This is a genomic window from Aliarcobacter faecis, from assembly GCF_013201705.1.
Lineage (GTDB): Bacteria > Campylobacterota > Campylobacteria > Campylobacterales > Arcobacteraceae > Aliarcobacter > Aliarcobacter faecis.
The window spans coordinates 2,124,872-2,138,217 of the sequence record NZ_CP053837.1 but is presented as its reverse complement, the minus strand read 5'-3'; the positions used below and the strand labels follow the sequence as shown (position 1 = coordinate 2,138,217).

At 26.6% G+C, this 13,346-nt stretch carries 16 protein-coding genes; 6 read left to right on the top strand and 10 right to left on the bottom strand.

Translation table 11 applies throughout. From position 1 onward, the window contains the following. Positions 1–19 precede the first annotated feature (19 nt). A complete protein-coding gene (locus AFAEC_RS10680; protein ID WP_026804944.1) occupies positions 20–661 on the top strand; it encodes an HAD family hydrolase in 642 nt (213 codons plus the stop codon). Continuing rightward, complete coding sequence (locus tag AFAEC_RS10675; protein ID WP_051487433.1) at positions 658–1,692, top strand: AbrB family transcriptional regulator; 1,035 nt, start codon at positions 658–660, stop codon at positions 1,690–1,692. The genes AFAEC_RS10680 and AFAEC_RS10675 overlap by 4 nt, the downstream gene beginning before the upstream one ends. 35 nt (positions 1,693–1,727) lie before the next feature. On the opposite strand, the gene AFAEC_RS10670 is transcribed toward AFAEC_RS10675, so the two are convergent. Genes AFAEC_RS10670 through AFAEC_RS10655 form a run of 4 tightly spaced genes read right to left on the bottom strand, consistent with a single transcriptional unit; the run spans position 1,728 to position 5,064 of the window. Then, complete coding sequence (locus tag AFAEC_RS10670) at positions 1,728–2,309, bottom strand: ABC-type transport auxiliary lipoprotein family protein (protein WP_026804946.1); 582 nt, start codon at positions 2,307–2,309, stop codon at positions 1,728–1,730. Beyond that, positions 2,299–3,213, bottom strand: coding sequence for an MlaD family protein (locus tag AFAEC_RS10665; protein ID WP_026804947.1), 915 nt, complete (start codon positions 3,211–3,213; stop codon positions 2,299–2,301). The genes AFAEC_RS10670 and AFAEC_RS10665 overlap by 11 nt, the downstream gene beginning before the upstream one ends. Beyond that, positions 3,213–3,950, bottom strand: coding sequence for an ABC transporter ATP-binding protein (locus AFAEC_RS10660; protein WP_026804948.1), 738 nt, complete (start codon positions 3,948–3,950; stop codon positions 3,213–3,215). Before AFAEC_RS10660 ends, AFAEC_RS10665 begins: the two co-directional genes overlap by 1 nt. 1 nt (position 3,951) lies before the next feature. Continuing rightward, positions 3,952–5,064, bottom strand: a complete 1,113-nt coding sequence (locus AFAEC_RS10655; RefSeq protein ID WP_026804949.1) for an MlaE family ABC transporter permease — start codon at positions 5,062–5,064, stop codon at positions 3,952–3,954. A 132-nt stretch (positions 5,065–5,196) separates the two neighbouring features. On the opposite strand from AFAEC_RS10655, the gene luxS reads away from it, so the two are divergent. The 4 genes from luxS to AFAEC_RS10635 are packed head-to-tail and all read left to right on the top strand — an operon-like array spanning position 5,197 to position 7,758. Further along, positions 5,197–5,712, top strand: coding sequence for an S-ribosylhomocysteine lyase (gene luxS, locus AFAEC_RS10650; protein ID WP_026804950.1), 516 nt, complete (start codon positions 5,197–5,199; stop codon positions 5,710–5,712). 2 nt (positions 5,713–5,714) lie between these two features. Then, complete coding sequence (locus AFAEC_RS10645; protein ID WP_026804951.1) at positions 5,715–6,155, top strand: hypothetical protein; 441 nt, start codon at positions 5,715–5,717, stop codon at positions 6,153–6,155. Further along, positions 6,156–6,899, top strand: coding sequence for a tRNA (5-methylaminomethyl-2-thiouridine)(34)-methyltransferase MnmD (locus AFAEC_RS10640; protein ID WP_026804952.1), 744 nt, complete (start codon positions 6,156–6,158; stop codon positions 6,897–6,899). It abuts the gene before it with no gap. Between the two features lie 46 nt (positions 6,900–6,945). Further along, positions 6,946–7,758 carry a D-alanyl-D-alanine carboxypeptidase family protein gene (locus tag AFAEC_RS10635; protein ID WP_026804953.1) on the top strand — a complete coding sequence of 271 codons (813 nt, stop codon included), beginning with the start codon at positions 6,946–6,948 and terminating at the stop codon, positions 7,756–7,758. A 7-nt stretch (positions 7,759–7,765) separates the two neighbouring features. Here AFAEC_RS10635 and AFAEC_RS10630 read toward each other — a convergent pair whose 3' ends face one another. From AFAEC_RS10630 to AFAEC_RS10605, 6 genes are all read right to left on the bottom strand, one after another. Continuing rightward, positions 7,766–8,260, bottom strand: coding sequence for a hypothetical protein (locus AFAEC_RS10630; RefSeq protein ID WP_026804954.1), 495 nt, complete (start codon positions 8,258–8,260; stop codon positions 7,766–7,768). Positions 8,261–8,377: 117 nt separating this feature from the next. Then, on the bottom strand, positions 8,378–9,472 hold the full coding sequence (locus AFAEC_RS10625) for a carbamoyl phosphate synthase small subunit (RefSeq protein WP_026804955.1): 1,095 nt from the start codon (positions 9,470–9,472) through the stop codon (positions 8,378–8,380). Continuing rightward, complete coding sequence (locus AFAEC_RS10620; protein WP_026804956.1) at positions 9,472–10,023, bottom strand: DUF507 family protein; 552 nt, start codon at positions 10,021–10,023, stop codon at positions 9,472–9,474. The genes AFAEC_RS10625 and AFAEC_RS10620 overlap by 1 nt, the downstream gene beginning before the upstream one ends. A 2-nt stretch (positions 10,024–10,025) precedes the next feature. Then, positions 10,026–11,276, bottom strand: a complete 1,251-nt coding sequence (locus tag AFAEC_RS10615; RefSeq protein ID WP_026804957.1) for an adenylosuccinate synthase — start codon at positions 11,274–11,276, stop codon at positions 10,026–10,028. A 2-nt stretch (positions 11,277–11,278) separates the two neighbouring features. Beyond that, positions 11,279–12,124: an ATP phosphoribosyltransferase regulatory subunit gene (locus AFAEC_RS10610; protein WP_026804958.1), complete on the bottom strand. Its 846-nt coding sequence runs from the start codon at positions 12,122–12,124 to the stop codon at positions 11,279–11,281. 6 nt (positions 12,125–12,130) lie between these two features. Continuing rightward, a complete protein-coding gene (locus tag AFAEC_RS10605) occupies positions 12,131–13,237 on the bottom strand; it encodes a pyridoxal-phosphate-dependent aminotransferase family protein (RefSeq protein ID WP_034215968.1) in 1,107 nt (368 codons plus the stop codon). Between the last annotated feature and the right edge of the window lie 109 nt (positions 13,238–13,346).

Genomic DNA, 13,346 nt, shown 5'->3' with positions numbered 1-13,346 from the left:
ATAAATTTTGGCAAAAGAGATGATTATATTATTTGATTTAGATGGAACTTTAATAGATTCAACAGATGCAATTACAAGTACATTTTTATATGCTTTTTCTACGCATAGTTTTGATTTTAAGGGAAGTCTTGAAGATATAAAAAAACAAATTGGCTATCCACTTGATATTATGTTTGAAAATTTGGGAGTGTCTAAAAGTGTAGTTTGGGATTTTGTAGATAGTTATAAAATGCGATATAAGGATATTTCAGTAGCACAAACAACTTTACTTGAAAATGCTTTTGAAGCAGTAAATTTAGCTTCAAAATTTGCGAAATTAGGAGTGGTTACTACAAAAACAAGGATTTACTCAACTCCAATTTTAGATAATTTTGATATAGGAAAACATTTTGAAGTAATTATTGGAAGAGAAGATGTTGAGAATCCAAAACCACATGAAGAGCCAATATTAAAAGCTTTACATAGTTTAAATTATGATAAAAATAAAAATGAAGCTTTTATGATAGGAGATACAAAATTGGACTTAATCTCTGCAAAAAATGCTTCTATAAACTCTATTGGTCTTTTATGTGGTTACTCAAATGAAGAAGAGTTAAGTAAATATACTAATATTATAAAAAAAGATTCTCTTGAAGCTGTTAAATATCTAGCTTCTTTATGATAAAGAATATTTCTCAAATGCTATTAGCCCTAATTTTAGGGCTTTGTGGTTCATTGATTTTTATCTTTTTACATCTTCCTCTTCCTTGGCTTTTGGGAAGTATTTTTGCTACATCTATTGTTATTAGATTTGAAAAACTACCAATAAAAAGCCCAAAAGTATTCTCTCCACCAGCAAGGATTTTAATAGGTCTTGCTATTGGAAGTGCTTTTACTCCAGAAATTTTAAAATATATTCCACACTATACTGCAAGTTTATTATTAGTAATTCCTTTTACAATTTTAGTTATATTTTTTGGAACATTCTACTACTATAAAGTTTTAAAATATGATTTAAAAACCTCATATTTAGGCTCTATGCCAGGTGGTGTAATAGAGATGGTTATAATAGGAGAAGAGCTAAAAGCAAATACAGCAAAAATAACTTTAATGCAAAGTTCAAGGCTCTTTTTTGTAGTAGTTTCTTTACCTTTTATAATTCAATATATTTTTCAAATAGATATAAGAGGTAACCAACTACTAACCACTCCTTTGAAAAATATTGATTTCTTTGAGTTTAGCTCTTTATATATTCTTGCAATATTTGCTGCAATATTTGCAAAAAAGTTAAAGCTAACTGCTGCTTTTTTGATGGGACCTATGATTTTAAGTATTATTTTATACTCAACTGGAGTTTATAGTGTGGCTATTCCTGATGAGTTTTTAAAGTTTATTCAGATAGTTTTTGGGGTAATTATTGGATTTACTTTTAAAGGTGTTCCTTTGAAAATAATATATCAAACACTTGTTGCTACTTTGGGGCATTTTATTATTTTAGCTATTTTATCAGCTATTTTTATAGCAATTATCTTTTATACTTTAGATTTTAAGGCTTTGGATATTATGCTAAGTTTTGCTCCAGGTGGACAAACAGAGATAAATTTAATAGCTCTTTTAGTAGGAGCGAATCTTCCTTATATAACTTTACACCATATTGTACGACTTTTTATTGTGATGAATATCGCACCTATTATTGCAAAGAGATTGAAATAATAAATTAGTTTTAAAAGCAATTAGCTATAAATATTTTAAAGTAAAGAAGTTAAATCTTTTAATAAACTATTTATAACTTCATCAAATCCAATGTTTAAAGCTTTTACAAAACCGTATGCACTATTTTCATCACATAAGATTTTTTTATCAAAAGTGTATGATTTAAAAATTTGTCCATTTTTAATTAAAATAAAATTTACTTTTAAAATAGCATAAGATTTATCATTCTCAAAAACTTGATAAAGCTTTATAACTTCTGTCTTCAAACTATATTCATATTCAATTTTTTTATCTTTTAATATAACATTAGAAAATATATTACTTGAAGTAAATGAATCAGTTAATTGATTATAAATCATATTTGAAGGGAGATTTATCCATCTATTTTTTGCATACTCTTCAAACATATATGGCTTTATAGTGTAAAAAATTGATGTTAGATTAAAAGCTTTATTTACATTTGGTTCTTCTATAAAAATTGAACTAAGTTTTGGTTTATTTACTTTTTTTTCAGTTTTAAAATCTATTGAATAGTGATTTATAGATATAGCTTCTTGTTTTAATCCACATCCACTAAATAGAAAAAATATCGTTAAAATTAAAATACTATTTTTCATCTTTTTCTCCTGGACCATATTTTATAGTTTTTTGTTTAAGCAGTAAATCACTTGGACTTTCATTTATATTTTTTATTAAATCTTGAGTTTGATTTAAATTATCTTCCAAACTTTTAAGTACAGAAGAGAGATTATCAAGATTATCTTGAGTTATCTCTTTTATATCAAAAGTTCCTTTATCAAACTCATCTTTCATTTTTGTTGTTAATTCCTTAAAATTATCAGCTGAAGCTTTTACACTACTAAAAGATGAACTTCCCACTACTGTAAAATTCTTTATTTTATTTAATAGTTCATCAATTTTATTTTGGTTTTTTACTAAATATGATGAAAAATCCTCAATATTTGTCATACTTTTTTGACTCTTTTCCAAAAGTAATGAAAAGTTTGCTAAATTATCTTCACTTAATATTTTTCTAAATTGAAGTAGTAAAAGTGTAAGCTCTTTTGTAATATCTTCAGTAGAATCAACCAAAGTATTAAGAGCTGATTTTCTAGAAGGTATTACCTTTGTTCCATACTGATTTTCACTTAAAAGTTTAGAACTATTACTTCCCCCTTTTAACTCAATATATTTAAGCCCTGTAATACCCAAATTCCCTAAAATTGCATAATTATCCTCTTTTATAGGAGTGTTTTTTTGAATTTCTATATCTATTTGTAACTCTTGTGAATTATATGGATTTATTTTAATATTTTTTACAGTTCCTACTTCATATCCCATAAATTTTATTGATGAGCCAATATTTAATCCAGAAATAGATTCTGAAAAATATATAGAGTATTCATCATATTTTTTATTCTCAATTCCATATTTTCCAAGCCAGAATATAGCTATAACTAGACTTGCAAATAAAATAGTTACAAATAAGCCAATTTTAAAAAAATTAATTTTTGTATCCATTATGCCCCCTTTTCATTTGTTAAAAAATCTTTTATAAATCTATCATTTGAAGCCATTGCCTCTTTTATATCTCCATCAAAGATTATCTGTTTTCTAATTATTATAAATCTATCAAGAACAGTTTTTATAGTCTCTAAATCATGAGTTATTATAACAATTGTAATATTTAAACTATTTTTTAAATATAAAAGTAGTTCATTTACCTGTTTTGTACTAGCTGGGTCTAATCCACTTGTAGGTTCATCTAAAAATAGAATTTTTGGTTGTAATGCTAAACTTCTTGCAAGTGCTACTCTTTTTTTCATACCACCACTAAGTTCACTAGGATAAAGTGTTGCTGTATGTTTTGGAAGACCTACAATATCCAAATAGGTATAAGCTATTTTCTCTATCAAATCTTTTGGTAAATTTGTGTACTCTTTTAGCATCACAGCAATATTATCTATAACATTTAAGAATGAGTATAAAGCTCCAAATTGAAAGAGATATGAGAATTGCAATTTTATTTTTTCTATCTCTTTTAAATTTAGGTTTGATATATTCTTACCAAATATCTCTATATCTCCTTTTTGGATTTGATTTAGCATTACAATTTGTTTTACTAAAACAGTTTTTCCAGAACCACTTCCTCCTAAAACTCCAAAAATCTCACCCTCTTTGACATTAAAAGATAGATTTTCATGAACAATATTATCTCCAAAGGCTGTATAAAGATTTGAAACTTTTATAATCTCCATTTTATATCCCCATATTAGTTAATATTACAGAAAAAACAGCATCTATTACAATAACTACAAAAATAGCATTTACTACACTAATTGTTGTATATTTTCCTATACTTGTAGTATTACTTTGTACTTGAAAACCTCTGTAAGAGCCAATTATAGCTATTATAAATCCAAAGAAGATAGCTTTAAAAACACCAATTAAAAGATGTTTTAATGCCACTTCATTATATAACCTATTTATAAACTCTACAAAGCTAACATCTAAACTAGTATAAGCTATTATCATTCCACCTATTATTCCTATAATATCAGCAAGAAATACTAATAGTGGTAAAGATAAGCCTAAGGCAAAAATTCTAGGAAGAGTTAAAAAGAGGATAGGTTCAAAATTCATAGTTCTCATAGCATCTACTTCTTCTGTTATTTTCATAGCTCCAATCTCTGCTGTATAAGAACTTGCACTTCTTCCTGCAATTACAATAGCAGTTACAAGAGGAGCTATCTCTCTAAACATAGTTATACTTATCATCTCAACAATAAAAATATTTGCTCCAAATTTTTCAAGTTGAACAGCTCCTTGATAAGCAATTACTACTCCTACCAAAAAAGAAGTTATAGCAACTATTAAAAGTGCATTTAGTGCTGAAGTTTCAATATATTTTAGCATAGCAGTAAATCTTATTTTTTTTGGATTTTTTAAAGAGTAGATAAAAAAATAGAAAACTTCACCAATAAAAGTTACGAAATATTTTGCTTCTTTATAAATATCATAGCTTTTTTTACCAATATCTATAAAAATTTGGTTTTTATTTTTTATTTCTAAACTTTTTTCTTGATAGTGAGATTTATAAAAATTGTATATTTTCTCAAATTTCTCAAAATTTAAAAAGCTAATATTTTCTTCATTAAAATTCTTTAAAAAAGATATTATATAAATAACTGCACTACTATCACACTCTTTTATATTTTGAAAATCAATAGTCAAATTCGCATTTTTAGGAATTCTCAGATTGTCTATATTTTTTATAATATTTGTTAAAGTATCTTTGTTCCAGATATTTAATAATTTTAAAAAATAGTTGTTTTCATTTTGTTCATATAAAAAATAATCACTATTTTGCATAATTTTTCTTTCACTATAAATAAAATAATTTATATAATATCTAAATTTTGTAAAGTATTTCATTTTATATTCTAAATAGCTTTTGGATATAATCAACAATATTTTATTAATTATATTTTAAAAGGATTTCTTATGCCATTATTAGATAGTTTTAGAGTTGATCATACTATTATGCCAGCACCTGCAGTTAGAGTTGCAAAAATTATGAAAACTCCAAAAGGAGATAATATTACAGTTTTTGATTTAAGGTTTTGTGTACCAAATGAAAAAATGATGAGTGAGAAAGGTACTCATACTTTGGAGCATTTATTTGCAGGATTTATAAGAAATCACTTAAACTCTCCAACAGTTGAGATTATAGATGTTTCTCCTATGGGATGTAGAACAGGATTTTATATGAGTTTAATAGGAACTCCTAGTGAAAAAGAGGTAGCAAGTGCTTGGAAAAAAGCTATGGAAGATGTTTTAAAAGTTGAAAAACAAAGTGATATTCCAGAACTAAATATTTTTCAATGTGGAACATGTGCAATGCACTCACTTGATGAAGCAAAAGATATTGCAAGAGATATTTTAAAATCTGATATTGGTGTAATGTCAAATGAAAAACTATTTTTAAGTGAAGATAAATTAGCAAGTTTAGGAAACTAAACTTGCAAGAAAAACTAGAACTTTTTAAAGGTTTATTTAGTAATTATATAAATATCTCTATTTTACATATAGATAATAATTTAGATTTGATTAATAATACTTTAGAAGAGATAAAAGAGCAAAATCAAGGTAAGATAAAATATATCTCTTTTAGCAATGAAAATAGTGCAAAACTAAGTGTTGCTAGAGTTTTTGAATATGTTGTTTTAAGTAATATTTTATATTATTGTAAAAATCAAGAAGAGATTTTGAAATCACACTATAAAGCTTTAGAAAATTCTGGAAATATAATAATTTTAGAAAAAACTTCAAATGATAATCGATATGAAATTTTGGATATGTTAGAAAATATTGGTTTTCAAGCACCAAATACAATAGAGCTTTTTGATGATGTTTTAATTTTTACTGCAAAAAAAATGCATCATTGGGGATATGGCTTATAGATGCAAGATGATATTTTAGTAACCACACAAGATGGTTCAAATACACTTTTTTCGTTAAAATATAATCAACATTTTCATAATACTGAAGATGGTGGACTAAATGAATCATTAAATAAACATATAATTCCTGCATTTAATTATCATCAAGATAAAAAAGAGTTGAATATTTTAGATATTTGTTTTGGTATTGGTTATAACACTCTTGCTACAATATACTATATTTTAAAAAATGGGTTAGATATAAAATTAAATATCTATTCACCTGAATTAGATTTTGATTTGGTAAAATTTTTGAAAAATTTTTCCTATCCCAAAGAGTTTACTAATTTAAGAAATATTATAAATGAACTATCAATTAATCAAAAATATAGTAGTGAAAAATTAAATATTGAAATTTTTATTGGTGATGCAAGAGAGTATTTAAAAAAAATCCCAAAAGATTTCTTTCATATAGTTTATCAAGATGCTTTTTCAAGTGAAGTAAATTCTGAACTTTGGACAAAAGAGTATTTTGATGAAATTTATAGAATTTCCAAAGTAAATTCAATTCTTACAACTTATGCAATATCTACAAATATAAGACTTTCTTTATACGAAGCAGGATTTACAATATATGAGTTAAAAGCGACAAAAAGAAAAATAACTATTGCTTTTAAACAGCGACAAGAAAATATTGGAAAATATATCGATATGGAATTAAAAAAACTAAGAAACCCAAATGCAAAAGTTTTATATGATAATTAAATAATTTTATTATATAATCACAATATATAACTAATTAAGGTACTAAATGAAATTATTAAAATCAGCTATCTCTTTGCTTATTATTCCTGTTTTTGCTTTTTCATATAATGATAAGCAAATTTTCCAAAAAATTGAAAAAGATTTAGACTCAATCATTGTAAAAGATTTGACTAAAAAAGAGTTAATTTTTCAAAAAGATGCAAATCAACAAGTGCGACCAGCTAGTCTTACAAAAATTATGACTTCTATTTTAGCAATAGAAAGTGGAAAAATGGATAGTGTAGTTACTATTACAAAAGAGATGAAAAATGTTGAACCAACAATTTTAAATTTTAAGGTTGGGGAGAAGTTCTATTTACGAGATTTAGTAAATGCAGCTATGATAAAATCGGCAAATGATGCAGCAAATGCCATAGCAATTTATTTAGGTAATGGAAATAAACAAGTTTTTGTAAATATGATGAATAAAAAGGCAAAGCTTTTGGGAATGAAAAATACAAATTTTGAAAACCCTTGTGGCTTTGATGCTCCAAATCATAAAACAACAGCAAGTGATTTATTAAAACTTACAGAATATGCTATTAAAAATAAAACTTTTAACGATATAGTTAAAAAAGAGAATTATGCTTTTAAAGCAATAAATACGAAAAGAACTTATACAGCACATACAAGTAATAAACTTCTACCAAAAGAGAAATATATGGTAGGTGTAAAAACTGGTTATACAAGTAAAGCAGGACCTTGTTTAATTGCTAGAGCAAAAGATGGTAAAAAAGATATTCTTTTAGTTATGCTTAACTCTCAAAATAGATGGGAAAATACAAAACTAGCTCTGGATACAGTTTTAAATAAGAGATAGATTTAGCCTAAATTTTGGCTAATCTATCTAAAATATATTTTTGTAAATCTCTTTTTGAAACCTCTTCTCTCATTGCATTCTCAAAAATCTCATTTACCTTTGTTGAATACTCTTCATAAGCAAAAAATGGAAAGTGTAAGCTCCAAGCTTTTTTTATAGTTGCTTTTGTCATACTAGTTTTTAATAAATCCATAAAATAATTAAATCCCATAAATATTAGAGCTGTTATTACCATACCACCAACTATTGAGATATGAGAATCTATCTTTGCTAAAGATTTGTGAGTTAAAAGTGAAATGGGAACAATAATAGCTAAAACTAAAGCAATATAAACTATATAAGCTCTTGTAAGTCTTAATCTAAATCCAAGCCTTGAACTATCAACTTCCATTCCATTGTTAAATTGTACAGAAGCTACTAACATATCTTTTAATAAAATAGGTTGTTTTGATGTGTTATAAATATAATTTAGAACTCTATTGAAAAGGTTTTTTTCTTTCATATTTTTCCCTAATATAATTTTGAGATATATTTTATCTTACTTTAATATAATTATTGTTAAAGCTATTTTTTTAAATGATTTTATTTGGAATAAAACCATCAAATGATGGTTTTATATTTATTTTACTAAAGAGGCAAATTCTTTGTAAATTGGTGAGTTTGAAATAGGTGTGAATTCACTACTTAAAATATCTCTGTTTTTATATCTTAAAGCAACTGTATTATTTGTAAATACATTTATATAAGTAGAATCTGCTAACTCTTTAAAATCTTTTATAGCATATTGTGTATTTAAAGAGTACATTTCTACAGTTTTTTCACCTCTTATTGGATGACTACCTGATTTTATAGAGTTTATTTTTTCTAATTTTGCACCACTTGCAAGTGCTAAAAGGTAATGACCTAATCCAATAGCAAAAATAGGAAGATTAGCTAAAAGTAATTTTTTAATATTTTCTACTTCGTTAGTATAAAGATTTGGATTTCCAGCACCACTACTTAATACAACTCCACCTATTTCATTATTATTAAATTTCTCAATAATTTTATCTGCTTTTGTATTATATGGAATAACTTCAACTTCAAGTCCTGATTCAACAAGCTCATTTAAAAATGATTTTTTTACTCCAAAGTCATAAACTACTACTTTTTTATCACTCATATTTGCTTTATTAAACTCTCCAGTTTCACTGTTCCAAGCACCAGATTTATGAATATAACTATCTTTTGTTGAAATTTCTTCTAAAAAGTTAATTTCATCATATTTTTTTGCTTCTTTTAGAAGTTTTGCTAATTCATCTTTTGAAGAGATTTCTGTTGAAGCAATCATCATCATACTTCCTTCATCTCTAGCTATTTTTGTCAAATATCTTGTATCAATATCACAAATTCCTATAATATTTTCAGATTTTAGAAAATCTGCTAAACTCATTTCTGCTCTATAGTTTGAGTAAGCATCATGGTAATTTCTTACAATTACTCCAACAGCATGTGCTTTAGAGCTTTCCATATCTTCTTTATTTGTACCACTATTTCCTATTTCAACAGCCATAAAATTTATAAAAAGACCAGCATTACTAGGGTCTGTAATTATCTCTTGATAACCAAATGTTGCATTGTTATAAACTAATTTTCCTATTGCAGTTTTATTTGCACCAAAAGAGCACCCTTCTAAAAATGTCCCATTTTCTAAATAAATATATACTTTTTGCATTAAATTAATCCTCTTTTTATTAACTCTTCTTCATAAAGCCTATGATACACCAAATCATAGTCCTCCGTCCCTGGAATTAGTTTTCTCTTATAGTTTCTAAGTTTAGCTAAAACCTCACTATCTGCCTTTTCAAATCCTTTAATAAAATCATCCAAAGAACCAAATATTATATTTTTTATTTGGTTATCTGAACAAGTAAAATGTATATAATCCTCCTCCCATAGATAATCTAATATTTTGTGAGCAATATCAGAAAACCTATCTTCATTGTTTAAGATAACTCCAAAGTCATTTGCAAGTCTTTTTTTCGTCATCCAAAAAAGTTGTCTTCTATCTGCATTTAGATACTCAATCTCTTCAGTTTGAGCATCTAAAATTTCTTCTACTTTTTCATCTAAATTATGCTCTTTTTCTATATCTTCATCCAAAATTCTTTCAACTTGTTCTTCGATACTAGCTTTTTCTTTTCTTACTTCAATAAAATCACAAGAGATTAAATCTCTTGTAATTCTTCTTGAAACATATGGTGTATGGTGTAATTTTAATCTCATGATTATCCCCTTATAATTGTATCGTCTCTCTCAGGTGAAGTTGAAATTATTCCAACTTTTACATTTGTAATCTCTTCAATTTTATCTATATATTTTTTTGCATTTTCAGGTAAGTCTTCATATCTTCTTACACCAACTACGCTATCCCATCCAGTTATCTCTTCATAAATAGCTTCTACATTCTCCATATTAGATGGCATATAATCTATTCTTTCTCCATTATACATATAAGCTACACAAACTTTTATTTTATCAAAACCATCTAATACATCTAATTTCATTAAAGCTAATTTATCGCAACCATTTAATCTACTAGCATATCTTACTGCAACAGCATCAAACCAACCACATCTTCTTTTTCTTCCTGTTACTGTTCCAAACTCTTTTCCAACTTCACCCATAGTTTTTCCATAGTCTGTGAAATCTTCACTTGGAAATGGACCATTTCCAACTCTTGTACAATAAGCTTTTACAATCCCTATAACTTCTCCAATATCTTTTGGATTTAAACCAAGACCAGTACAAGCTCCAGCACTAACTGTACTTGAAGATGTTACATAAGGATATGTTCCATGGTCAATATCAAGAAGTGTTCCTTGAGCCCCTTCTAGTAAAACTTTTTTATTATTTTCAAGAGCTTTCCAAACCATATTTGTTGTATTTACTATAAATGAACCTAATTTTGATTTATAGTTTTCTAATTCACTTAAAAGTTCAGATTTTTGAGGAGTTTTTATCTCTAAAACATCAAAAATTGCTCTATTTTGTTCAAAATAGTCTAAAATAGAATCACAAAGTTTTGTTGGATTTAAAAGTTCTCCAGCTCTAAATCCACTTCTACTAGCTTTTTCAGCATAAGTTGGACCTATTCCTTTTCCTGTTGTTCCAATAGCTTTGTCACCTTTTAATCTCTCTTTTGCTTGATCAATTAGAGCATGGAAAGGTAAATTTAGATGAGCTTTATCAGATATATAAAGTCTTCCTTCTAAATTATCAAATTGACTCATCTCTTTAATAATATTAAGAGGAGATACAACAACTCCATTTCCAATAATATTTATAGCTTTTTTATTTAAAATTCCAGAAGGAATTAATTGAAGTGCATATCTTACTCCATCAACCCAAATAGTATGACCAGCATTGTGTCCGCCTTGACTTCTACAAACCATATCATATTTTTGTGCAAGCATATCAACTATTTTACCCTTGCCTTCATCTCCCCATTGAATTCCTACAATTACATCTGCTTTCATCTTCACCCTTCTGTTATTTTTAATAAGTTATCAGTGTATAGTGCAAAACCTAAAGAGCTTATTCCTTCTGCTTCATACATTCCACCGTTGCATATAATTAAATTATCTTTTATTACTCTATAGTATATATCGTTATAGTATTTTAAACTTCCATAATATAAAGGAGCTATTATAATATTTGAATAATTTACCTCTTTTGCTTTTTTAAGAAGTTTTTCTAGCTCAGTTTTTATGCTACTTGGAATAATAGGTATAACGTTTTCTAAACTTTTAATATTACTTACTCTTAAAAGTTTATCTAACCAATCACAATTTAATTTAATTAGTTCTGATATTTCTCCATTTTTTAGTAAGTCAATATTAATATTTAATTCATTACTTACTAATTTTGGGATATTTATATTTGATATTTGTAAAATTGGTTCTATTTTTAAAGCTCTTAAAATATCAGCTGTTAAATTTAAAATATCAGAGATATTTGTATGTTCTATCCATTCACAACCAATTTGATAATCCTCTTTAGATGGATATGAAAAAACTGGTTGTACATAGAACCATTTTCTATGATTTGTTGTTCTTCCTAATCTTTTTGTGATAATTCTTACAACATCTAAAGTTGAATCAGCTCTTAGCGAAACTTGCTCATTATCTTCATCTGAAAATTTAATTAATTTTCTCTCATTTTCGATTGATTGATGTTGAGAATAAGAAAAATTTGGAGTTAAAATCTCTTCAAAACCATTTTTTTCCAAAATTTCACAAACACTATTTTCTAAAACTCTTTTAGCTTTTGCTGTTTTACCAAAATATAGTCTGCTTCCTTTTGGAATTTCGTGTTCAAAAATCATTTTTGATTAATTTCCTTTATAAAATGTTTGTGCAAAAACTCTGTTTGCAGTTCCATCAAATGTTCTAATTCCTAACTCATCTAGTACAAGTTCTGTTGCATTAACTGCCCAAGCAGCTTCAAAATCTTCAATCAATCCCATATGGTTTATTCTAAAAATCTTTCCAGCTAAATGGTCTTGTCCACCAGCAATATCAACATTGTATCTGTTTTTTAGAATTTTTCTAATCTCATTTGATTGTTCTGTATAAACAGTTGTCATAGCATTTGCTGGATTTTTTGGATAAATTTTAAATCCAATAGCTTTTAAAGCTTCTTGTGTAGCTTTTGCTCTTAAAGCAGTTTGTTTATATAAATTTCCAAATCCAATATCTTTAAACTTTTCTAATATTGCACCTAAACCAATAATTAAAGTTGTAGCTGCTGTATAAGCAGTTGTATTTTTCTTTTGGTTTTTTATTTCACTAGCAAGATTGAAGTAGTAACCCGTTGGCTTTTCTTCTATTTTTGTAACTGCTTTTGCAGATAAACCAATCATAGCTAGACCAGGAGGTAGCATAAATGCTTTTTGGCTTCCAGTAATAAGTGCATCTATATTTGTAGTATCAATTTTTTCTACACCCAAAGCAGTTATTCCATCTGCAACTACCATAATCTCTGGATTTAGCTTTTTTACTACACTAGCAATTTGCTCAATATTATGTCTTAATCCACCAGCACTTTCACAAACTTGAATAAAAATAGCATCAATATTTGAATCATTTTTTATAGTATTTTTAATATCTTCAACACTAACAGGAGTATCCCATTCATTTTTTAACTCTACATAATCTATATTAAAAGCTTTGCAGATTTTTCCAAATCTCTCTCCAAATTTTCCAGAGTTAATTGTAAGAGCTTTTTTTCTAGTAAGGTTTGTAACACAAGCTTCCATAGCTCCTGTTCCACTAGAAGCTAGCATTAAAACTTCTGGCATATCATAAAGTTCAAGTAAAAGATTTCTAGTTTTTTCAAAAATAGCTTCAAACTCTTTTGTTCTATGGTGTATTGTAATATCACTCATCGCTTTTCTTGCAAATTCTGGTACAGGAGTTGGACCTGGTGTTAATAACATAATATTTATCCTTAATTAATTTTTTAAATTTCAGTAAAACAGAACATTTTAGCTAAAAAAAGATTATTAAATGGTTAAAAATATGTTTAATTAGTTATAATTACGCGAC